Source organism: Paenibacillus yanchengensis, from assembly GCF_042684845.1.
GTDB classification, from domain to species: Bacteria; Bacillota; Bacilli; order Paenibacillales; family Paenibacillaceae; genus Pristimantibacillus; species Pristimantibacillus yanchengensis.
The window spans coordinates 83,845-108,281 of sequence record NZ_JBHUMH010000011.1; the positions used below are offsets into that span (position 1 = coordinate 83,845).

Genomic DNA, 24,437 nt, shown 5'->3' on the forward strand with positions numbered 1-24,437 from the left:
TCTATTATTATACCAATCTTTAACCTTTTAATGAGCCAATCATAACCCCCTTTACGAAATGCTTTTGAACAAACGGATATATAATTAAAACAGGAACACTTGAAACTACAATTAATGAATATTTCAACAATTCTTTCAGCCCTTGCTGCACCATTACTTGATCAACATTCGCCATCATCGATGCATCGACGGAATTCAAAATTAATATATTACGTAAAATGATCTGTAACGGGAATAAGTCTGGTGATCGTAAATAGATTAACGCATCGAAGAAAGCATTCCAGTGACCAACTGCATACATCAACGTCATAACGGCAATAATCGGTTTCGACAAAGGCAATACGACGCTAAATATAAATCTAATATCGGTAGCCCCATCTAATTCAGCAGCTTCTGCTAGTTCGTCTGGTATCGTTGATTGAAAAAAAGTACGAGCAATAATGACTTGAAAGACCGCCATCGCTCCAGGTAACAATAAAGCAAATCGACTATCGATCATTCCTAGCTCTTTTACGACTAAATAAGTTGGGATTAACCCACCGCTAAACATCATGGTAATAACGAGAATAAACATAAATATTTGTCGCCCATAGAACGTTTTTCTCGATAATGGATAAGCCATCATAATCGTTAATGTAACGTTGATCAACGTTCCTGCTATTGTATAGAAAATTGAATTCATAAATCCGGTTCCGATTTGTGGATTTTTAAAGACAGCTTTATACCCATCAAGTGTAAAATCAATCGGCCAAATAGTTACTTTTCCCATTGTCACTGCTTGCGGCGAGCTGAATGATGCACTAACAATGTACATTAATGGAATCAGTACAATTAATAAAATTACAACTAGAAAAGTGTAAACAGCAATCATGAAGAGGCGATCTCCGTAAGATTCTTTTATTGATGCTGATCGTGCCATAATTTACTCCTTTCTGATTTAACATCATGTTGCGCTAGTTCGTATGTTTTATTCGTCTACCACAAACTATTTTCTGTTAAACGCTTCGCAATGTAGTTTACTGCTATTAATAAAATTAAGTTAACAACAGAGTTGAATAGTCCAATCGCTGTTGAAAAACTAAAGTTGGAACCTAGTAGACCCACTTTGTAGACATAAGTAGAAATAACTTCTGATGTTTGCAAGTTCAACGGATTTTGCATCAAATAAATTTTTTCGAATCCAAGTGCCATAATATTACCCAAATTCAAAATCAACATAATTACTAGTACAGGAATAATACTTGGAATATCGATATTTTTTATTTTCTGTAATCGTGAAGCTCCGTCCACTTTGGCGGATTCATACAATTCCGGATTAACTCCCGATAGCGCAGCAATATAGATAATCGCACCGTAACCTGTCATTTGCCACACATCAGAAAAAACATAAATAGATTTGAATAGTGATGGGTTGCCTAAGAAGTTAGTATTTTCCATTCCAAAAAATTCAAAAAACTTACTAACCATTCCAATATTAGGAGTAAGGTTAACGATAATGATCGACACCATTACTACAGTAGAAATAAAGTACGGTGCATACGTAACCATCTGTACACTCTTTTTAAAGAAACCATTTCGAATTTCATTCAATGCTAACGCTAACAATATTGGTGCTGGAAACCCAACGATTAAACCATATACACTAATGCCTAGTGTATTTTTAATGTATAGCCAGAAGTTTGGGGAATTAAAAAACTGTGCAAAATATTTGAATCCTGCCCAATCACTTCCCCAAATCCCTTTGATAATGTTAAAATCTTTAAAGGCAATAAGCACTCCACCCATAGGTGCATACTTGAATATTAATAAGTACAATAAAGGTAATGAAATAACCAAGTATAGTTGCCAGTGCCGCAAGATTTTTTTTCTAATGGACTTCCTATTTGGCTTCGTTATCTGCGGTGACGCTTGAATGGCTGTTCCTGTTTGACCAGTCAAAGTACCAGCTCCTCTCTCCCAGTATTTTACTGCTAACTCAGATCGTGAATGATGTGTTGCAACGTTCGGGTACCTAACTCAAATTGTATGCGCATACAACAACTCTGACAATAAACAATAATATAGAACACAACAGATTTCCCAAAACACAAAAAAAGCTGCTACAACGCTGTTTTCAGCATGTAGCAACTGTTTTCTCAAGCCAACTATTTTCCATTTTTCGTTATTCTTCTATCTTTGCACGATATTCACTAGGCGACGTACCAACTACCCGTTTAAATACTCGTCCAAACGAAATTGCGCTTGTATAGCCAACTTTTTCGGCGATGTCTTGAATTGCAAAGTCAGTTTCTTCTAACAACTTCTTCGCCTCTGCCACTCGAACTTCGATTAAAAAATCTACAAACTTTTGCCCAGTCGTATCCTTATATAGTTTACTTACATACTTAGGCTGGATATTAAATTGTTCACTCAAGTATTCCAATGACATATTTGGATTGTGAAATTCTCGCTTAATAAAAGCAGTCATCTCTCGAATTGTCTCTCCATGCTGTCCAGATTTCATAAACTCTTTTATTTGTTCTACAAAAGGATACAATAACAACAACATTTCTTTTTGCAGATCTTGCAACGTGTAGTCATTTTCAAGCAAATTATGAAGAGCAGGCTCTGTAGTCTCAGACCAAATCTCAAGCAAATCACGATGTAATGAGGAACATTCTCGATCTAATTGATACGCCAAATAGTCCAGTAAGAGTGCTATTTCATCATTAGACATCATACCTTCTTGTAATTTCTTAAATAGATGTTCAAAGCTAATCGTCCAGCTTGAATCAGCTTTACGGATCAACTGAATTAATTCTCTTGTTTCATGCAACAAACTAAATACTTCCGCCTGGCCAACAGATAATAAATCTTCACTACCAATAATTCTATTTTCTCCTAGAGCGTACTTATATTTTAACATTTTTTCTGCACTACGCTGTGATTGGCTAATTTCGTATTTACTGCTTACCTGCTCACCGACAGCTATTGTTACTGTTATTTTCAAATATTGTTCAATCCATAATCTCATTTGATCTGCCGCCGCATACAGCTTTAATTCACTTTTTTCCTGGTCATCTTCAAATGTAATAATTGCTAGCTGCGCTGCTGCGATCCATTCTGTCCAAAACGAAAATTGATGTGTTGGCAACAATTCATTCGCTACAGTTCGAACAGCAAATTTCAATAAATTTTGGTCATTACGCGTATACTGGCTACAAAACTCTCCATACTTATCCACTTCGATAATAGCCACTCGATAATAAAGGCCCTTCGGCTCCGGTAGTTGCATTCGCTCTACTTCTTTTAACCATTCATCGTTGCTGATTACCGCTTCCCCTTCTAATAGCTGATGGAACAGGTGCTGCATGCGCAAATGTTTACTTTCTTTATATTGCTTTTGATATTGCATCGATTGTTTCATAATGTCATCTAACGTTTTGCTTATAAAAGAAAACTCATCCATCTTTTGCTTATCATTCGTTAAATTCATAGTAGATGGAAGTGCATAGCTACTAAATTGATGAACAATCTTTTCAATCGGTTTAGAATGTCTTCTCGTTACTATAATAATCCAAATAAGACCGAATACGATCATAATGACACCAACATAAAACCATATATTATTTAACAGCGAAATACGGCGCAATAAATCATCTCTAACGAAACCGCTCTCATAGCTCCAACCGGAGTATGGAGATACTAATGTTGCTTGTACTGCTTTGTTTTCCATTTCTTCACTACTATTATGAAACAACACTTGCTGCTGGCGATCCCTAACTTGCAAAAAACTAATGTCTGGAGAAAATAGTCCCTCTGTCATGCGAGAAATCGATGAGGTAGCTACGTTAACTACAATAACACCAGTTACTCCACTCGTATCGTGTACTTGCCGAACTAAGGAAAGAACAGGCTTCTCGGTCAAATGTTCAAAATGTCGAAACAAACGACGGTCGGTCCATTTCGTTAAGTTTTGCTCTTTAATTTGTTTAATATAGTTATGATCTGCAAACTGTTCACTTTTAGCTTGTACACCATTGCTTAACACAAAATCATCTTCATATCGTACTAAGTAAATAGAATCAATTAAAGAATTATAATTAATCATTTCATTCATTTTATTAACAGCACGTATAGACAAATAGGAGCTAAAATTTGTTGCATTCGTAAAAAAGCTACGTAATTCCTCGCTTTTCGAAATTTCACGTAATACCGTTGTATCAATCGCTTTTAACGATGTATCGATCATCTGCATCGCTTGCTGCAATAATACTTTGTTAGACTGTGCAGCTTCTTGTTTACTTTGCTCACCAAACATATGAAATAATATAAAAAACAAAAATGTAATTACCAGTATAAACACAGGCATATAGGATACCAGTAGTCGTGCAAACCAACTCTTCCTCATAGAGCACCTCATCTTTATACAATCTCATCTATCTTTACACTCTTCCACGTCTTCTATCCAAATATATGTACGAAAAAAGAAAACCCTTATTAACTATATACTAAATCAAATAAATTTTCAGGAATATTTTGCCTATTCGTCGCTATTACTTTGTTTGGAGCATAAACATTGTTTGTATGTCTAGCATAACATCTTACATTAATTACTGTAAATGAATATTGAAAGATAATAACTATATTTAATCTACAAAAAACCACAAGCTAGTAAATGGGACAGACCCAACTGTTACCTTTGCTTGTGGTTGTTATTTTTTATTTGTACTATTCAAAAACAATATGATACTGTTGCAACACATCAGCAATCTTGATAGGCTGCCCGCCATGCTTCGCACTTATCGTCATTGCTTCCATAATAGCTAGAGTATGAATAGCTTCCCTTGCATCTGGAAGTGCAGTTTGATTATTATCCAAGCACTCTGCAAAGTATTCAATATAATTTTGGTATTCTCCAGCATGGTGGCTATTCCCTTCAAAACGGAAATAGTAATCTCGACGCTCATCAAAGTTGTAGCTCTTTTTCCCTTCACCGCTAAATTTTGTATAGTAATCTAAGTTAGAATATTCCGCTCTCGAAATCCCTTTCGTTCCTCTCAGCAAACAGGCAATAGAAGGCTCTACGGTTAAGTCTAATGTTGGCAAAGCGTAATCTCCAGCAACCTGCGCCATTTGTCCTCGTTCATTTCTCATCAGAAACCGCATCGAATCCCATACATCAATGTCATACTGCTTCGTATTGTCACTTGTAAATCCATATCCGGTTACTTCGGTAACGTCTGGCAAATACCATTTTGCCAAATCTACAGCATGAATCATAAAGTTTTGCATCCAACTAAAACCGGTTTGTTTGCTCCAATCTTTTTGCAAAAACCAACGTCCATCCGTTTTATAGTGAGCTTCCACTACGGATAGTTCCCCATGCTTTCCTTGTTCAAAATCACGACGTTGATGTAGCATCGGCTCAAAAAAACGAGAGCTTTGACCAACAAAAAGCTGGCGATCGGTTTGTTTTGCTAATTGTAATAATTGTGCTCCATCTTGTAATGAGTCTAATAATGGTTTTGTACAAATGACATGCTTTCCCGCTTCAAGCGCTTGCTTAATATGTGTAAAATGGAGTTGATCCGGTGTATAGATCGCAATAACGTCAATCTCTTTGTTATTTAGCATCGCTTCATAGCTAGTAGTCCAATGAGCAAACGAAAATTCTTCTTCGCGCTCTCGGCATAACTGTTCGTTCAAATCACACACTTGGACAAGCTGCCATTTTTCACTGCGCAAAGCTGCTGACATAATGCTCCTTCCTTCACCCAAACCAACGACACCTAAACGATACTTTTTTCCCATCTCAAACTCTCCCTGTATTATATTTATACCTCATTATAAGCAGCTTACACTTCATCGTCTCCATGTAATACTGCTTATATGTTGCACTATTTTGCTTTATCATAATGAATTTTTTCGTATGTGCAACTATAATAGAAGTAATACCAGATAGAATACTGGAGGGGAAATTTTGCTGACCGACACGCATCTTAAACCATTTAAACAAACCGTCCCAATTAAAAATTCTGATTTTCGGTTTAATATATTTCACATTATTCCACCTACTCGTGAAGTGATGCATTTGCACTGGCATGAGGAATGGGAGTTAATTTATATGATTAAAGGCAATACCGCTTTTCATATAGGGACAGAAACATATTACCCGGAGCCTGGCGATCTGCTCTTTGTTAATAAAGGATTAATGCATACTGGTTTCGCTATAGACGATACGTCCGTTGAGTATTTCGCTTTTGTATTTCACTCGTCTGTCATTAGTCATGGCTTTGCCGACAATTATCAAGAGAATGATCATATCGAAATCACCTCTCCATTAATGATGGGACAACAGTTGGTACAAACTCATATTTCAAAAAACGCCGCTAACTATACGATACTTATCTCGCTACTAGAACAATTAATAACAGAATATAGTCAAAAACAACATGGTTATAGACTTGCCATTCGCTCGTTACTTCATTTACTACTCGTCCAGTTTTCACGATTTCAGATTGAAGATAGACAGGAAGGACAGACTGGGGGGATTGACGAAGATAGCTATGAACAATTCAAACAGTTATTTACATATATTGAAACGCACTACATGGAAAAACTAACGATTAAAACAGCAGCTTCCTTAGTTAATATGAGCGAATCCCACTTTTGCCGTTCATTCAAAAAAATAACTGGAAAAACTTTTGTGGAATACGTTAATCTACATCGCATTTCCATTGCAGCACAAATGTTAGAAACAACTAGTCTACCTATTACAGAAATTGCTTTCTCTATCGGCTATAACAGTATTAATTACTTTAGCAAACTGTTTAAAATGTACAAGCACTGTTCTCCATCTCACTATAGAAATGAATAAATGAACAGCATAGAAGCCTTATACATCACCATGATGTAAAAGGCTTCTACCGGTTGCATATATTTAAAAAACACCATCTTTTAAAAATAATTCAATAACTGGAACTGTTACATTCGGCTTTTTCACTGGTAAACTGAGTGTTAACATATCTTCCGGTCTACCTTCATTGAATGCTCCTGCTTCCATCGTCATTTCTCGCTTACCTTCGGTCATCCGAATTTCTGAAGCATCATGCAGCAATTGTGCATACTCTACTTTTCCAGAAAAACCAGTCAAATGTAGGTTTTTAAATGGCCAACTAAATATATGAATATACAAACGGTTCGTTTCTGGATTGTAAGTAAAACGACAGTCTTCTGGACATGGCAGCGAGTCTGGCGCAGCTGTACAGCCATAGATAGAACGATCATGTCGTCTCATCCATTCTCCCATCCCTTTTAACCGATCTACTGCTCGTTCATCTATTTCTCCACGCCCCGTCGGTCCAACGTTTAATAATAAATTCCCGCCTTTTCCGACTGTATCTACTAACATTTTGATGAGCGTATCGACACTCTTCCAAGTCTCTTCATCTCGGTAATAACCCCAAGAACCACTGAATGTATGGCATGCTTCCCATACTACTCGTTTGCCGTTCACCTTAATCCACTCTCGTGGCTGATATTGTTCAGGAGTTGTAATGTCTGCCGGTACTTGCAAGCGATCATTCAACAACAATTGTGGCTGTAGCTTGCGGATCATTTTCACTAGCTTCTCACTTTGCCACTCTTCTTTTCCTTTCGCCGGAAATCCTTCTAATGAAGGTATCGAAAAGTCGTAGAACATCACATCTATCTTTCCATAATCTGTTAACAACTCTTCCGTTTGTGCAAACATAAAATCAAGGTACTTCTGCCAATCTCTTTCGGATTGTTGCGCCAAAAATTCTTTATTATAACGAAGTGGATGTTTCACATCAACGGTATAATGCGGGTGATACCAATCTAGTAAAGAGTAGTACAATCCCGTTCTTATATCTTGCTCACGAAAAGCATCTAACATAGGTCTTAGCAAATCACGACCCGCTGGAGTATTAGTCGCTTTATAATCCGAATGTTTCGTATCCCATAGCGAAAACCCTTCATGATGCTTCGTCGTTACGACCATATACTTCATCCCAGCATCTTTTGCCAGCTGTGCCCATAGCTGCGGATCATATAAATCTGGATCAAAGCGTTTGAAATATTTATTATATTGTTCATTCGTCATAAACTCACGGCCTTTTAGCCACTCATGCCTTGCTCCTAAAGAGTATAATCCCCAGTGTATATACATTCCAAACCGATCACGCGTAAACCAATTGGAGTCTCCAATGGTAGGTTCAACATCCCATAACATTTTACATCCCCCTAAGCAACTTGATTGCGTTCATTATAAAACGAACTTCCAAAAAGTTCTCCCGACAATCTTGCTAGAAGCTTAAACTATTATGCTATTTGCTATTTTGTTTCTCCTTCCATCGTGTAACGAGCGTGTAGTTTTTGAGTGAGCAAATTAATTTGATCCACATGCGGGCTAATATCAATATAACGATCGCTATTCATAGCGAAATAGCGAAGTATTTCTTGTTTAAAGGCGAATGCAAAGGAAGATGCAGCTTCCTTCCCAAGTGAAGTGAGTTGCTGCAAACTAGCTGTACTTTCTAACGTAACGTCTGGAAATTGACCTTCCTTATAATGATTAGAGGCGATATAGTAAAAATTACGAGCCAACTCCGCCCTTGCAACACCATCACCTTCCGCAATGACGAATGCTTGAATAATGGTTGCTTTTCTTTTGCGTCGCTGCGCTATACCACAAAACTTCCAGCCATCAATACTTAAATCATAATCACCGGGACAGTATGCCCCTTGAATTAATCCTCTCTCTACCTGCTTGCCTGTTGGCTGCAATGCTTTTTTTATCCATTGATACATTTTCTCAAAGTCAAACCAATAATCCGGTTGTTGCCCACTCTGGTGCGGGACAATAAAGGAAATATTAACTACACCATTATCGAGCGGAACAGCCAGCCCACCCGAGTTGCGAACAGCAACGTGCCAGCCAGCTCCTTGCAGCCACTGTACTGCTTGCCTAATATTAGGCAATCTGCTGTCTTGCGCTCCCAAAATAAACGCTTGTGGATGCCGCCAAATATGACAAATAGCTGCATCGGACTCATTTATTTGTTCTGCCAACCATTCATCTACTGCAAACATATACAATGGATCATGATGATCGAGCAGCTGAAATTGATCTAAAAAATATACTTGCTGCGGCATAAAGCGCCTCCTGAATTCCCTACGTTTTAGTCTAGTAACTTTTCTTTAATAGCTGCTTGCTTGGATGCCGTTAACTGAAATTCCACTTCAAAATAGCGCGTATAAGAGCCATATGTTTGTTTTATTTTCTGAAAAGTCGCTTGTAAAAATCGTTTGTCTACACCATATAATGCTTCCACTACTGACAAATCCGCATTTCCAACTAATGGTGCTAATTGCTGTTTCAGCTGTGCTATTTTCGGTTGAAGCGTATCATTTGTTATCATATAATCAGCTAATATAATCTCTTCTGGCACTCCTAATAATAGTAAAATAAGTGCTGAGCCAACTCCTGTTCGATCTTTGCCAGCAGTACAATGCTGGACCATTGCCAAATTCTCTTCATCTGCTAACAATTGAAACATTCGCTGGTAAGCTTTATTTTGAAACGGGAGCTGCTCATATGTAGTAACAAAAAATTGTTGCACACGCTCGATAGGAAACTGACCACTAGCCAGTAAGCCGCCCATTAATTGCTCCATCGAACCAGCTCTATGATCCGCATTTTCCACCAAATTGTTCAATTCTGCTGGTAACAGTGCTGCCGATGACTCGACTCCCATACCTGGTAATGCTGGAATATGTACATACTGTGCGCCATTAATGATCGGATCTGGTTTCATTTCCACTTCAAAGTCGCTTCGAAAATCAACAATCGTTTTTATATTTAGCCCTTCGATTATTTTTTTATCTGCTTCCGTCAATCCAGCTAATTCATCTGCTCTGTACAACAATCCCTGTTTGACCTGCTTCCTATCACTTGTTGCATACCCACCCAAATCTCGAAAATTAAAGGAACCTTGCAATTTGATAACTTTAGTCAATGTCTCGTCTCCTCCGTTCTCTTTCTTTCATAACCAAAACGTAAACTATTTATTTTTGCACTTGCTCAATATCAGTAATAGAAAACTCTGTGGCGGCTGCAATAATGTTTATATCCACACCTAAATTAAGCATACGTTTCACTATTTCTTCTTTCGCTTTTCGTTCTCCTTCCTGCATTCCTTCTAACTTTCCTTCTTGAATACCTTGTTTAATTCCACGTTGCTCAATGTTATTGAGCGCTTTTTCAAATCGTAGCATTTCCGTTTCCTCCCCTTCAGGTTGGATCATCAATTCCATATCGTACAACATCTATTAGTAAATATTCAAAGTTAAGTAATTCCGAATCAAATAGCGCTTCCCCTGCTAACAGCTCACGAAATTGTCGTTTTGCACGCCACTTTCTCTTTCCATTATACAACACAATTGGTACGATTGCTGGCAACTGAAACGTTTTACGATTAGTAGCTAACTCATCATTATGGTGTAGTAGGTATCGCCAAATTTCCACTTGATATAATAACAAACGATACGGCATACGGTAGTCTACACTGGATTGAAGTTCTAATAATAAATAGAAAATAACATCCCTACCTTTAAGTTTTACTCGATAAACAAGATCTGCTTCTTGTCGCTTAAAGTCTTGCAATATAAACGTATGTGGAATTTCTTCCACCTGTTCCTCCTCCACATCTTGGACCCAACCACGTGTAATAAATGATCGTAACAGCTCAACAAATAGTTTTTTGCTCGATAATAAAAAGCGATAAGATGTATCGTGTCGTGGATGCAATGTATCTTCCTGCGGCGTAGATTCCATAAGTGACAGCTCCCCACATGGCTATTTTATTGTCATAGTTACTTTAAAAATGCATAAAAAAATCTCCCTCAGCGACATGCATTAAGCAATATATAATCGTCCAAAAGACGATCACACACTGCTGCTTGCAGCTAAGAGAGATATATTGTAATGATTTTTAAATTAGTTTACATCAATAGGATAGTTGCTTCTGCTTTATTTGTCAATTCACCCTTAATCGATTGCAGTTAATTGACATCAATTGTTAGTAAGCAGTCCAAGCACCATCAGCTGTAATTACCGTACCATTTATGAAGGAGGCTTCATCCGACGCCAAAAACAAAGCAAGTGCTGCAATATCTTCCGGTTCTCCTGTACTCGTCATAAGAGCGGCACCTTTCTGCATATGCCCCATACCGACTTGACTAACGTTGCCCATAGAAGCACCTATATTAGTTTTAACTCCACCTGGAGCTATCGCATTACAACGAATTCCTTGACCTGCATATTGAAAACCAACATTTTTAGTCATGCCAACAACCGCGTGTTTAGATGCCGTATAAGCAATTCCTGCACGGGAACCAAACAAGCCTCCAGCCGAAGCGATATTGATGATAACTCCATTGCTTTTGGCAGTGAATATAGGCAATGCTTTTCTAATCGTTCTCATTGGTCCTGTTGTATTAACAGCAATTACTCTATCCCACATTTCATCCGTAACTTCCTCAGCTGTAAGAAAAGAGTCCATAATCCCAGCATTATTGACCAAAATATCTAATGTACCATACTGCTCGACTGTACGATCTACTAATTGCTTAACGTCTTCTTCTTTCGCCACATTAGCAGAAACAGCAAGCGCATCACCACCGGCTGCTACGATCTCTTGTACAACTACTTCCGCAGCTTCTATCGCTAAATCAGCAACGACTACTTTCGCGCCTTCAGCTGCATATAACTTAGCAATCGATTTTCCCATACCAGAAGCGGCACCCGTTACAATCGCTACTTTGTTTTCTAATTTCATAAATGAAATCCTCCCGACTGTGAAATATGTTACTATTATCTATATATAACAAACTACCTATAGCTGAACAATATATAATGTTCTTTCAAACGTCCGTTATTATACATATCTTCTTTGACTGTATGATATCTCACTGTCACTTTCTTAATATACCGCACATTTGCTTAGATCTCCGTCACTTCACCACAATTAATAAGGAGGCACTATCCATGAATCCAACAACATTAGATAAGCGAATTGTACGAAGCCGATCTGCATTTAAAGATGCCATTTTGTCACTACTAAAAGTTAAAAAGTTCGATTCGATTACCATTACCGATATCGTTCGAACAGCCAATTATAACCGTGGAACGTTCTATGCTCATTACTATGATAAAGAAGCGTTAATGGAAGAACTAATAGCTGATCTAATGCAAGGATTTATAACAGCTTTTCGGGCACCTTACAAAGATGTTGACGTATTTGCTGTTCAAGAAATGCCTATTCAATCGATTAGTGTTTTCGATCATTTCTATAGTCAGAAAGAGTCCTACCGGATTTTATTTCAAAGTGACTATAGAGAACAATTGAAAAGCAATATGATGCAAACGTTACTCCAGTTAACTTCCAATGAACTTGTCTATACCGGTCATAAACTCGATCATAAACTGCTACAAATTTATTCAACAAGCGCTTTGGCAGGTCTATTATTTCATTGGATAGAAAATGACTTTAAACATACACCAGAATATATGCAGCAACAGTTATATCAGCTCATTCGTATACATCCAGCAACCGTACAAGCAAAACATTACAAACAAGGAAGTGTATCAAGTTAACGGCTTCCTTGTTCGTCATATCCATCCGGTAACAATATGGAAAACATGTAGACATCTTTTGAATTATTAAAAACGCGGTTGACACCAATCGTACTCCATACCTATAATGTGAGTGAGACATTATTCCGTAATGTGAAACCCGTTTCATGAAATAGGTTTCACATTTATGCAATTACAGATGATGAACTAATAAAATATTGTTTTTAGGAGCTGAAACTAATGGCAACAAATCCTGTTACTTATGATCGTCATAGTTACGTTATTAACGGTGAGCGCATGTTTGTTAACAGCGCTTCCATCCATTACTTCCGTATGCCAAAAGAAGAATGGCGCGATGTTTTGATGAAAGCAAAAATGGCAGGTATGAACGTGATTGATACTTACTTCGCTTGGAACGTACACGAACCTGAAGAAGGTCAATGGGATTTTAGCGGCGACAATGATTGTGGCGCATTTATTGATCTGTGTGCGGAGCTTGACTTGTTAGTTATGGCAAGACCAGGACCATTTATTTGTGCCGAGTGGGATTTTGGCGGTTTCCCATGGTGGCTACAAGAACGTGAGCCAATGACTTATCGTTCCTTAGACGCAAATTTCTTAAAGTATGTCGATCGCTATTTCGATAAACTCATTCCTATTCTTCGTGAACGTCAAATTTCTAAAGGCGGCAACGTTATTTTAGTACAAGTAGAAAATGAGTATGGCTATTTGTACGACGATGAAACGGCGCATGATTATATGGTTTACTTGCGTGACGGTATGATTAATCGCGGCATTGATGTTCCTCTAATTACATGTGTTGGTGGAGTTGAAGGTACAATCGAAGGTGCAAACTTCTGGTCTAATGCCGATGAGCATTTCGAAAAGCTTGTTACAAAACAACCAAATTATCCGAAAATCGTTACCGAGTTTTGGACAGGTTGGTTCGAACATTGGGGCGCACCTGCAGCTACGCACAAAACTGCCAACTTGTATGAGCGTAGAATGATGGAAACACTGCAAGCTGGGTTTACCGGTATTAGCCACTATATGTTCTATGGTGGTACAAACTTCGGTAGTTATGGTGGACGAACGATTGCTAATAGTGATATTTTTATGGTTACTTCTTATGACTATGATGCAACGCTTTCCGAGTACGGACGTTCCAATGAAAAGTATGCTGCGGCAAAAACTATTTCATTATTCTCTTTGGCAATGCAAAAAATGCTACTGGAAGCAGATCCTATTACAACCCACGATGTCAAATTGAGCAAAAATTGTTCGATTCGCGGTAGACAAAATGGCGAGCAAAAATTGTGGTTCGTGGAAAGTCTTAAAGAAGAACGCGAAACGTTCCACGTTACATTAAGTAGTGGAAGAACAATTCCTATTACAGTTAAACCAGGTCAAATTATGCCTTTAGTTGATCGACTTAACGTTTGGGATGGACTACAGTTTACCACGAACACGTTTATTAGCGGTAATGAAGAAATGGATGGTGTTCATACGATTATTATTTCTCACGATCGTGGACAACGTTCCTTCGTACAATTGGAAGCTAATGAAGCAATGACTATTCAAGAGCAGTTAACGTTGCGTCACAAAGTAAGTGCAGATGGAAGATCGGTACAATTTGATTTCCATCACTTTGAGCAGCCACAAGTAGTTCATATTACAGTTGGCGGGAAAACACTACGTTTAGTTGTTATCAATGCAGACGTTGCCGAACATACATGGCGTATCGATAAAGGGCAGTATGCGATTGGTTATGAAGAAGTAGAAATAAGACCAGATGGTTCACTATATGGCGTTCGTACTTTAACTAATATTAAACCGATGCTACTTGGCTTTGGTAAAGCTGATCTATTGGCAGATGCTTTTGTTGCAGAACCTTTCTCACTAGACTATCCAACGTTTAACAATTGGACAACAGAAACACTTTCATTTGATCAAATCGAAAAAACAAAAGTAGAAGAAGCTGTTACCTTCTCGAAGTGTGGACATCCGTTCGGTTACTTGCTCTATGAATATTCCATTCCTAACGAGCAAGCAGCAGCTAGCGAAATTATTTTACCAGCACTTGGTGATACAGCTCGCGTATACCTAAATGGTGTAGAACAATTGCTAATTACACAAGTTGGTGCAGCTAGCATACCCGTTCAGCTTGCAAGTGGAGATAACAAACTTCAAATTTTAATTCAACATATGGGTAGTTTGAACTTCTCTCCATTCCAAGGGGAAGTGAAAGGTTTGTCTGGAGCAATCTATCGCGATGGAGCTACTATTGATATGCGTAGCAACTGGCAACTACCAGCGGAACTAGGAGCGGCTACTGTTCAACTAGACGAAGTTGTCGATATTGCCGAAAGCACATTGCTGACACGTACATTTACAAAAGATAGCGCCTTTAACAAAGCTGTAATTGTAGGTGGAATCGGTGGTACGCTAATTATCAATGGCAAAACTGTCGAGATGCCACGCTATGAAGAATGGTTCCACTATCATGTAGTAGATATTTCCGATTATTTGGTCGATGGCGAAAACACGATTACGATGTCCATCTTTAAAACGCCATTATATCGTCTAGATATCCATCTTTACCATACAGATCACGCACTAACGGAAGTAACGATGACACCAATTGCAACACCACAACAAATTAACAATACACTAGCAGTAAATGATACTTCCAGCGTATCGCCTACATGGTTCCGTACGACATTCGCTAAACCTGCGATTGCTGCTAATTGTAAGCCTGGTTTTAAATTGCGTTTGAACGGACTGAGCAAAGGAAGACTATTGCTGAACGGTATTGATTTAGGACGTTACTGGCAAGTAGGACCACAAGAAGATTATAAAGTACCGGTAAGCTGGTTACGTGATGAAAATGAGCTAATTTTGTTTGACGAAACTGGTAAACAACCTACAGCTATTCAGTTCGTTTACGATCGTCAATCAACCAACGTTTGGGGCGAAATTAAGTAGCGAGCAATAGATTAGCGGTGTGAGTTACTATTTGATTATTGCATTTACCGTTTGTTAGACACAAACAAGTGAGGGGTGTCCAGAAAATCAGAGAAAACTGACTTCTGGACGCCCCTTTTCACTTCTTTTACATTCTCTTAGGTTAAAACCATAACATTCAAGAGTATGTGCAGATGACATGACGCAACGAGAGAAGGTTTGTACGATAAATCGTATAAACGGTCTTGGATAAACGCGTGGAATGACCGCTTTATACGATTTTTAGTATAAAAAGACGTCGGCAGACTCGTGGAACGAATGCTTTATACGATTCTTCGTGTAAAAGGGCATAGACAGACCGTTGCGCACAAGCTTTGTTCGAAGTATCGTACAAAATTGGGTTTTTAAAAGTGGTTTCTACAATTACATATCGTTGCATTTAGCCATTCATATGATGGACAAGCCAATTTTTAGCTGCTTCAATTTCTGAGCGTGATACGCCATGACCATTTTCTTCCCAATGTAGATGAACCGTTGCCTGCTTCTGTTGCATGATATGATACAACTCTTCGACTTCTTCATTAGCTACTAGAGGATCAAGCGTTCCAGCGGAGATAAATACTTGTTTCCCTTTTAATGAAAGATCATTTTTCTCTCGAGAAGGTACCATCGGATGTAACAGTATGGCTCCTTGCACAAAGTTCGATTCCTGTAGCATCATATTCGCTGCAATGTTAGCACCATTGGAATAACCGACCAAGTAAGTTGTATCTAATGAAAACTGATACTTCTCCGCTGCTTCTCGAATAAAGTCAGCTAATTGTTTCGTCCGAAAGCGTAAATCTTCCATATCAAAAACACCTTCACTCAACCGTCTAAAATATCTCGGCATTCCGTTTTCTTCGACTTCTCCCCGGATACCTAACATATTTCTATCTGGTGCTAAATCACGAGCAATCGCTAACAAACTTGTTTCATTCCCGCCCGTACCATGCAATAAGACGAACGTTCCCTGTGCCGCATCTGCTTGTTCGTATAGATGTTTCATGACACTTGGCTCCCTCCTTCTATTATAGTGGTTGCAAATTAGCTTCAATTGTTGCACGATGTTGCTCCAAAAATGGCGGTAAAGCAAGTGATTCACCCAAATGAGCTAACTCTTCGTCTGTATCAAAACCTGGACCATCCGTAGCTAATTCAATTGTAATGTTATTCGGATCTTTCAAATAAACAGAACGGAAGTAGTAACGATCAATATAACCAGAATTAGAAATCCCTTTGTCATTCAAAAAGTCTACCCAGTTATTCAACTCTTCTTCATTATTCACTCGTAGCGCCACATGATGAACACTACCTCGTCCTGGTCGTTCTTGTGGCAGATCGGTGCGATGCTCCAAATGGATTTCAGCTCCTGATCCACCTTCTCCAGTTTCTAGCACAATGATATCTGGTTGGCCCGCTTCATCCGATAGATACGTTCCTTTTTGGCGAAATCCTAATACTTGTGTCATAAACTGTATCGTTCTTTCGATTTTGAATACCGTCAATTTTACTGGACCAAGCCCGATAATTCCATGCTCCGTTGGTACATCCGATCCATCCCATGCGACACCGCCTGCTACGCCAACATTAGCTTCATCAGATACGAGCATTAAACGTTGCCCTTCAAAATCTTCAAAAGAAAGTGTTTGACGACCAGCACGTTCCTTAATCGTTCCATGTGGCACTTCCAATTGTGTAAAGCGATCTTGCCAATAGTCTAATGCTGCATCGGTCGCTACTCTTAATGAAGTCAAAGAAATACTATCATTACCTCGTCTCGTTTGACCTGCACGTGGAATTTCAAAAAACGTCAGTTCTGTACCTGGATTGCCTCGCTCATCTCCAAAAAACAAATGATACATCGATGGCTCATCTTGATTAACTGTTTTTTTCACTAACCGTAACCCAAGAATTCTTCTATAGAAATCCAAATTGTTTGTTGCTTGAGCAGTAATAGCTGATACGTGGTGAATACCTGTAAAGTACATGATAATTCCTCCCTATATATCTTCTTTTTTTATATTTTTTTTAACAAGTTGACGAGTTGCTTCTTCTCTTCCACCGATAACGAATCAAATTGACTAGCTTGAAATTGTTCTTGTGCTGGCACTACTTTTGCGAATAATTGCTTCCCCTTTTCGGTAAGCGATATATATTTCGTTTTCCACTCTTGCTCTCTTTGGATGAGACTTGTTTCCTCCATTTTTTGCAGTAGCTTCGTTATATTACCTTTGGTCACTAATAACTTCTCACCTAATTGTTGCTGCGTCATTCGATCCTCTGTTCCTACTTGCACGAGTACGTCGAATTGCGCTACAGTAAGCTCCCATTGCTTCAAATGTTGGTTAGACAACCGAACACTATGATTATAAAACCGAGATAATCGATACCAAATGAGCAAATCTAATCGAAGCGATTTTTTCCTCATCAAGCCTCACCTCCTTATCTTTTACTGTTGTTTGTTTCTGTTTGTATCATCAGTTTACATGTAAACTGATGATATGTCAACTCATCAAAAAAGAAGCTCCAGATATAGTTTCTCCGAAGCTTCCTTACATTACTATCTATACTATTGCATTACTCCATTTACTCTACAACATTTAGTGCCTGTTCTAAATCTGTAATCAAATCATCAGCATCTTCTAGCCCGATTGCTATTCGAATATTTCGTAACGATATGCCAGCGTCAGCAATCGCTTCAACAGACATTTCTTTCATATAACTAATCGCGGGAACGTACACCAAGCTTTCGAAACCACCCCAACTGACACCTATCTGGAATATTTCTAATTTATTGACAAATCGTTTTATTTGCTCAATACTATCTGTCTGCAATTCAACGGACATAAGACTCGAAAAACCACTCATTTGTTTGTTAGCTAACTCCGCTTGTTCAAAACTAGCTAATCCTGGATAATACACTTTTGCTATTTTCGGATGAGCTTCTAAATACTGCGCAACTTTCATTCCATTTTTTTGAAATTGATTCATTCGTAAAGGTAATGTTCGTAAACTACGTAACAATAACCATGCTTCAAACGGAGCAATTTTCCCACCAAGTAAAGCATGTTCTTGATGAAAAATCTGATCCAAATCAACTTTACTTCCAATCATTACGCCCGCGACAACATCACTGTGACCACCAATATATTTCGTGCAAGAATGTACTTCCAAATCAATTCCTAATGTTAAAGGCTTTTGAAATATCGGTGTTGCCCATGTGTTATCAATAATTGTTTTAACATGGTGTTGTTTTGCCAACGTAGCAACAGCCGCTAAATCTTGCAAACTGAAAATAACGCTGGATGGACTTTCCAAATAAATAATACATGTTTCTGCTTGTAGCGCATCTGCAAACTCAGCAACGTCTTTGCCAGAGACATACGTAACAGTCATGCCCATTTTCGCCACAAGAAATTGTTCAATAAAATTTTTCGCTGGTCCATAACTATTTTTAATTGCAATAATATGTCCATTTGCTTTAGAAAAATGAAGCATTGCTGCCGATATAGCAGCCATACCGGACGCAAACAACTTTGCCTTCTCTCCATGCGCAAGCTGCGCTAGTTTTTCCTCTACAACTGTAGCTGTCGGATTATTTCCCCGAGAATAAATATAGTTTTCTTCCGGGTAATCATACGCTCGATCAATTGCATCCCAATCTTCAAAGGTAAACAATGTATTTTGAAAAATTGGCGGAATTACTGCTCCTTTGTACTGTGCTGGTTTCTCTCCATAGTGCATTATCTCTGTAGTTTCTTTTTTCAATTATCTCCATCCCCTTACTCTGCCATCCAACTCAATATCCGTGTCCGACAATGAATTACTTCACAGTAACTACATCCATCTTACTTTTTTCGTCTGTTTCATCTATTTCATGATAGAAGCAACCTTTACCTGTAATCGCCAGTACAATCGCTACAATAAAGTTAATCCAAACTAAAAACTGCCATGGAGCATACGTTAATACCGAAATACCTAACGTTGTGGACATAAACACCCCAGTTGTAGTCCATGGAATTACGTTTTCAATCATCGTTCCGCCATCTTCAATCGTTCTAGATAATACTTTTTTCGGAATTTTCTTTTCTGCAAACTTACTTTCATAAGCTCCAGCGATAATAAAACTAGTAGCAAACTGATTAGATGTTAGTGCGTTAACTACAGATGTAGAGAATAGTGCAGCGATAATGGTTTGACTTCTTGTTTTTAAGAAACGAGTAATCCGATTTACTACTATCGATAAAGAATTAGTAATATCTAATGTACCGATAAATATAAACGCCATAATACAAATAGTAATTGCTGAAATTAATTGATATAACCCTCCACGAGTGAGCAACCGAATAATATTATCCGGTACATCACTTACCCATGTGACCATATCCACATTGAAGCCATTTATTAAGGTTGCTACTAAAGAATCGAGTGAAAACTGCTGTACCGTAACACCCAAAATAGCAGCAACAACAGATGATAATATAATTACTGGTGCAGTTGGTTTTTTACGAATAGCACCATACAACACGATAATAGGAGGAATCAACAACAATATATTAAAATGGAATATTTCATTCAATGAACGTATTGTCGTTTCAATATCAGCATTTACTCCAATATCAGTAATTGCTGGCGGAAATACAAATCCCATCACAAAATACAATATTGCTGCAATAATTGCTGATGGTCCTGTTGTATAGAGCATCGAGCGAATATGCTGATAAATATCTACCCCAGTTGCCATCGATGCTACGTTAGTCGTATCAGACAATGGCGACATCTTATCACCAAAATAAGCTCCCGCAACTATAGCACCTGCCAATAGTGGCATATTAGCATCAATTAATTCACCAATCCCAAACAATACAACGCCGATTGTACCAACAGAACCCCACGATGTCCCAGTCATAATCGAAAAGATTCCCGGCACGATAAAACCTACTAAATAAATCATACTTGGAACAATTAAATAGATACCGTAATAAATCATCATCGGTATCGTTCCAGATATCACCCAACTACCAATCAATATCCCGATGCTAAATAAAATAAAAATAGAAGGTAATCCACTCTTTATTTTTTCCACCATTGCAGTTTGTATTTCAGACCAAGAATAACGCAAGTAGAACAACATCGAAACACTGACAATGGAAGCAAGCAAAAATATCAGTTCCAGCGGCATCGATGTGCCCGGAGTTAACCATAACGGTTGTACTACTAATCCAAACAAAATAATGACTACCAGCGCTATAACAGGCATAATAATATGAAAAAATGTTATTTGCCTTTTTTCTTTTACCATCATTTCACCTCATCATAATTCCGCTTACATTTCGGCCGAGAAAGTAAACTTTCAATTAAACAATATTAGTAAACTTTAAATTCAATTTACTGTTTACTAATCTGTAATGTCAAGCCTTTTTACACTTTCTCTTTCTATTAATTTTGTGGGAATTATAACTTTAATTGGAATAGTCCGCACATCGCTTATTCTTTCCGCTGCTAATCTTACCCCTATTCTCCCCAATTCACGGGTATCTATATGCGAAGTAGACAACTCAGGCGTTAAAAACCTGGCGATTTCTATATCATCAAAACTAAGAATCGATATATCGTTACCAATTGTTAATTCTCGTTTCTGAATGCCATGATAAACACCAACCGCCATCGGATCACTGCCTACTAGTATCGCCGTTGGTCTGTTATTTCCATCCAGTATTTCTTCTACAAGTCGCATTCCTTCTTGAGGAGTCCAATCTCCTATTTCCGCACTACAATACTGTTCTAATCCTTTTTGTTTCATCCAGTTTACATAAGTAACATGACGTATATCGTCACGCTTAACTTCTCGTTTTCCATCTAGTCCATACTCAAAACGATTGCCACCAATAAATGCAATATTACGATGACCTCTCTCATACAAATATGCCAAACTCTCTTTCGTCGCCAACTCAAAATCTGCATAAACCGTGTCTAGCCCTATGCTCACGTTATAATTGTCTAATAAAACAATGTTCTCATTTACTTGCTTAATTTGTTCTATCGCTTCACTCGAAGCATTACCTAATATAATAATTGCCCCTAAGCTTGACAGTTGTTCTACTTGATCGATCCCTTCAAACAAACTAAACTTGCGATTACAAGCAACTTTATGCCGTTTAGCTTCTTCCTCGATTCCCGCTCTAATATTACGAAAATAAGGATCATCAATTTCCATCTCCGGGCTAACCGCAGTTATTATTGCCAGTGATGATACACTTCTTTTCTTTCGAGTTTTGTCGGTTTTCTCATAATTCAACGCTACAACCGCTCTTCTGATCCTTTCTTTCGCTTCATCAGAAATCGATAATGTTGGATCATTATTAAGAAACCTCGATACAGCCCCAATTGAAATATTAGCCTTCTTAGCCACATCACGAATACTAGCCATCTATAACTCCTCCATTTATCCTAGAATGAAACTATTTACAATGACCTTATTGAACGATCACGAAAAACAACCATAGTAAACAATAAATATTAAGTAAACAAAATAATTTTACTTAAATCATTTTACCATCCTTTAAACAACGTAGCAAACTAAAAAGCCCATTTCCTAATTTCGGAAACAGGCTTCAACGTTCACTCTAATATAGCTTTATTTTCATTAGACCTTATTTATTGTTTTATTTCACTGCTTGTTTAATAATCCAAACATCTCGTCCAGCCAGCACTTCATTTTCCTTGTTCAACGACCGATTCGTTATCAGCTCAACGCCACTTCGTTTACCCAAATCAACCGTAACATCTGCTGCATTATGATTCATTACAAACAAATATTGATTACTATCTTTTTCTCGAATAACTACTTCAATTCCAGTAGGTAACGATGGAAGTAATGGTTCAATTCCAATCTGAGCACATAGTTGTTGTAACCAATCTTCTAGAAACGCAGCTTCTGGGCTAGTAGCCAAATACCATGCCGTACCAGAACCAAACTTGTTACGAGTTAGTGCAGGTCTGCCTTCATAGAAATCATCGCCATATACAGCTAAAATTTCTGCTCCTTCGGAATGAATAAGATCGCACAGTAGTCCACACTCATATGCTTCTTTCCAATTTTCATCCCGCTCTGTCATAATCATTCGATTCGTTTGCGATGGCAACAAGGCATCGATTTCCTCTGCCCAAATACCTAGCAAGTTTCGTAATTCGCCAGGATAGCCACCTAACTGTACAATATCACTTTCATTGACAATGCCACTAAAGAATGTCGTAATAAAATGACCACCCGCAGCTACATACTGTTCCAGTTTTTGAGCAACACCAGGCTTCACCATATACATAACAGGAGCAATAACAAGGTCATAATTACTTAGCTCTGTTTCCACACTGACAACATCTACAGCTATTCCTTGTCGATATAGCGCATCGTAATATTTGTGTACTTCGTTCACATACTCCAGCGCAATTGTAGGTCCACTAGACAGCTCTACTGCCCACCAATTTTCCCAATCAAATAAGATCGCTACTTTTGCCGGAACGGTCGCATCGATTAACGTATCTCCAAGCTTCTGTAGTTCGGCACCAAGTTGTGCACTTTCCTCAAACACTCTCGTATGTTCATGACCGACATGTTCAATAACTGCACCATGATATTTTTCGCAAGCACCGACGGAACGTCGTAGTTGGAAAAACAAGACTGTATCTGCTCCACGAGCAACAGCTTGATAACTCCATAAACGCATAACTCCCGGACGCTTTAGTGAATTATATGGTTGCCAGTTTTGTTGGCTAGGCGTTTGTTCCATCAGCATAACTGGCTGTCCATCTTTCAATCCCCGCATCAAATCGTGCATCATCGCCGTGTAACTATAAGGCGTATCAATGGTCGGATAGTTATCCCACGAAATAACATCAATATGTTTTGCCCACTTGTGATAGTCTAACTTTTTGAATGCGCCCATCATATTCGTTGTAATCGGAATATCTGGTGTATGCTTTCTTACAGCAGCGTATTCTAACTGATAACATTCCAACAAACTATCGGAATGAAAACGTAGATAATCGAGCGAAATCCCTTGATAGTTCGTTCGTGTTCTACCGTTCTCGCCTTCCCATTCTTCACTTATTCCACTTGGCAACACAATATCTTCCCAATCGTGGAAAACATGTCCCCAAAAACCTGTATTCCACGCTTTATTCAGTTCTGCCAAAGTACCATATCTCTTTTGTAACCATACTCGAAATGCAGCTTCACAATGATCACAATAGCAGTTCCCTGCACCACCGTACTCATTGTTTATGTGCCAAATAAGTAGCGCTGGGTGATCTTTGTAACGCTCAGCTAACTTTTCAGCCATTAACGGTGCGTACTTGCGATAAGTTGGACTGTTAGGGCATGAGTTGTGTCTGCCACCAAACTTTCGTTGTCGCCCGTAAAAATCGACTTGCAGTACGTCCGGATATTTGCGAGCCATCCACGCCGGATGAGCCGCTGTACTTGTTCCCAAACAAACGCCAATTCCTTCTGCATGCAATTTATCCATCATTTCATCTAGCCAACCAAAATCATATGTTTCTTCATTCGGCTGATTTTTCGACCAACCAAATACATTCAGCGTCGCCAAATCAATGCCTGCCAGTTTGAACATTCGAATATCTTCATCCCATACATGCTTTTCCCATTGATCTGGATTATAATCTCCACCATACCAAATTTTTGGAAGTTTACTATTAATCATCATTACACATCCTATTCAAGTATAATAAAATGTCACTGTTTCTTAAAACAATCTATCCTTATTATTAA

General features: G+C 38.3%; 20 protein-coding genes. 3 read left to right on the forward strand and 17 right to left on the reverse strand.

Translation table 11 applies throughout. The features are described from left to right. Positions 1-19: 19 nt before the first annotated feature. The 4 genes from ACFSTH_RS03520 to ACFSTH_RS03535 form a co-directional block, all read right to left on the reverse strand. Complete coding sequence (locus ACFSTH_RS03520) at positions 20-919, reverse strand: carbohydrate ABC transporter permease (protein WP_377769576.1); 900 nt, start codon at positions 917-919, stop codon at positions 20-22. 56 nt (positions 920-975) lie between these two features. Continuing rightward, a complete protein-coding gene (locus ACFSTH_RS03525) occupies positions 976-1,914 on the reverse strand; it encodes an ABC transporter permease (protein WP_377769656.1) in 939 nt (312 codons plus the stop codon). 247 nt (positions 1,915-2,161) lie between these two features. Further along, on the reverse strand, positions 2,162-4,390 hold the full coding sequence (locus ACFSTH_RS03530; RefSeq protein ID WP_377769575.1) for an AraC family transcriptional regulator: 2,229 nt from the start codon (positions 4,388-4,390) through the stop codon (positions 2,162-2,164). Positions 4,391-4,710: 320 nt separating this feature from the next. Then, entirely contained in the window at positions 4,711-5,793 is a 1,083-nt protein-coding gene (locus tag ACFSTH_RS03535; RefSeq protein WP_377769574.1) for a Gfo/Idh/MocA family protein, read from the reverse strand. A gap of 169 nt (positions 5,794-5,962) precedes the next feature. On the opposite strand from ACFSTH_RS03535, the gene ACFSTH_RS03540 reads away from it, so the two are divergent. Further along, a complete protein-coding gene (locus tag ACFSTH_RS03540; protein WP_377769573.1) occupies positions 5,963-6,859 on the forward strand; it encodes an AraC family transcriptional regulator in 897 nt (298 codons plus the stop codon). A 63-nt stretch (positions 6,860-6,922) separates the two neighbouring features. Here the strand turns inward: ACFSTH_RS03540 and ACFSTH_RS03545 are convergent, their stop codons facing one another. The 6 genes from ACFSTH_RS03545 to ACFSTH_RS03570 all read right to left on the reverse strand — a co-directional run bounded on the left by ACFSTH_RS03545 (position 6,923) and on the right by ACFSTH_RS03570 (position 11,843). Beyond that, on the reverse strand, positions 6,923-8,236 hold the full coding sequence (locus tag ACFSTH_RS03545; RefSeq protein ID WP_377769572.1) for an alpha-L-fucosidase: 1,314 nt from the start codon (positions 8,234-8,236) through the stop codon (positions 6,923-6,925). A 101-nt stretch (positions 8,237-8,337) separates the two neighbouring features. Further along, complete coding sequence (locus ACFSTH_RS03550; RefSeq protein WP_377769570.1) at positions 8,338-9,159, reverse strand: lipoate--protein ligase family protein; 822 nt, start codon at positions 9,157-9,159, stop codon at positions 8,338-8,340. 26 nt (positions 9,160-9,185) lie between these two features. Then, positions 9,186-10,022 (reverse strand): tyrosine-protein phosphatase, encoded by an 837-nt coding sequence (locus ACFSTH_RS03555; protein WP_377769569.1) that lies wholly within the window; start codon positions 10,020-10,022, stop codon positions 9,186-9,188. 49 nt (positions 10,023-10,071) lie between these two features. Continuing rightward, complete coding sequence (locus tag ACFSTH_RS03560; RefSeq protein ID WP_377769568.1) at positions 10,072-10,281, reverse strand: hypothetical protein; 210 nt, start codon at positions 10,279-10,281, stop codon at positions 10,072-10,074. Between the two features lie 16 nt (positions 10,282-10,297). Continuing rightward, positions 10,298-10,840 (reverse strand): Rpn family recombination-promoting nuclease/putative transposase, encoded by a 543-nt coding sequence (locus tag ACFSTH_RS03565; RefSeq protein WP_377769567.1) that lies wholly within the window; start codon positions 10,838-10,840, stop codon positions 10,298-10,300. Positions 10,841-11,084: 244 nt separating this feature from the next. After that, a complete protein-coding gene (locus tag ACFSTH_RS03570; RefSeq protein WP_377769566.1) occupies positions 11,085-11,843 on the reverse strand; it encodes an SDR family oxidoreductase in 759 nt (252 codons plus the stop codon). Between the two features lie 209 nt (positions 11,844-12,052). Here ACFSTH_RS03570 and ACFSTH_RS03575 point away from each other — a divergent pair, with 209 nt between their 5' ends. Both ACFSTH_RS03575 and ACFSTH_RS03580 read left to right on the forward strand, forming a co-directional pair. Then, positions 12,053-12,661 carry a TetR/AcrR family transcriptional regulator gene (locus ACFSTH_RS03575; protein ID WP_377769565.1) on the forward strand — a complete coding sequence of 203 codons (609 nt, stop codon included), beginning with the start codon at positions 12,053-12,055 and terminating at the stop codon, positions 12,659-12,661. A 219-nt stretch (positions 12,662-12,880) separates the two neighbouring features. Further along, on the forward strand, positions 12,881-15,625 hold the full coding sequence (locus tag ACFSTH_RS03580) for a beta-galactosidase (protein WP_377769564.1): 2,745 nt from the start codon (positions 12,881-12,883) through the stop codon (positions 15,623-15,625). Positions 15,626-16,043: 418 nt separating this feature from the next. Here ACFSTH_RS03580 and ACFSTH_RS03585 read toward each other — a convergent pair whose 3' ends face one another. From ACFSTH_RS03585 to ACFSTH_RS03615, 7 genes are all read right to left on the reverse strand, one after another. Then, on the reverse strand, positions 16,044-16,652 hold the full coding sequence (locus tag ACFSTH_RS03585; protein WP_377769563.1) for an alpha/beta hydrolase: 609 nt from the start codon (positions 16,650-16,652) through the stop codon (positions 16,044-16,046). 22 nt (positions 16,653-16,674) lie between these two features. Beyond that, entirely contained in the window at positions 16,675-17,634 is a 960-nt protein-coding gene (locus ACFSTH_RS03590; RefSeq protein WP_377769562.1) for a ring-cleaving dioxygenase, read from the reverse strand. Positions 17,635-17,663: 29 nt separating this feature from the next. After that, positions 17,664-18,074: a MarR family winged helix-turn-helix transcriptional regulator gene (locus ACFSTH_RS03595; RefSeq protein ID WP_377769655.1), complete on the reverse strand. Its 411-nt coding sequence runs from the start codon at positions 18,072-18,074 to the stop codon at positions 17,664-17,666. A gap of 158 nt (positions 18,075-18,232) precedes the next feature. After that, positions 18,233-19,414 carry a trans-sulfuration enzyme family protein gene (locus ACFSTH_RS03600; RefSeq protein ID WP_377769561.1) on the reverse strand — a complete coding sequence of 394 codons (1,182 nt, stop codon included), beginning with the start codon at positions 19,412-19,414 and terminating at the stop codon, positions 18,233-18,235. A gap of 55 nt (positions 19,415-19,469) precedes the next feature. Continuing rightward, a complete protein-coding gene (gene nhaC, locus ACFSTH_RS03605; protein ID WP_377769560.1) occupies positions 19,470-20,951 on the reverse strand; it encodes a Na+/H+ antiporter NhaC in 1,482 nt (493 codons plus the stop codon). A 93-nt stretch (positions 20,952-21,044) separates the two neighbouring features. Then, the gene (locus ACFSTH_RS03610) at positions 21,045-22,076 is read right to left on the reverse strand and encodes a LacI family DNA-binding transcriptional regulator (RefSeq protein ID WP_377769559.1); all 1,032 of its coding nucleotides are present in this window, start codon (positions 22,074-22,076) and stop codon (positions 21,045-21,047) included. A gap of 235 nt (positions 22,077-22,311) precedes the next feature. Further along, positions 22,312-24,369, reverse strand: coding sequence for a beta-galactosidase (locus ACFSTH_RS03615; RefSeq protein ID WP_377769654.1), 2,058 nt, complete (start codon positions 24,367-24,369; stop codon positions 22,312-22,314). Positions 24,370-24,437: the final 68 nt, after the last annotated feature.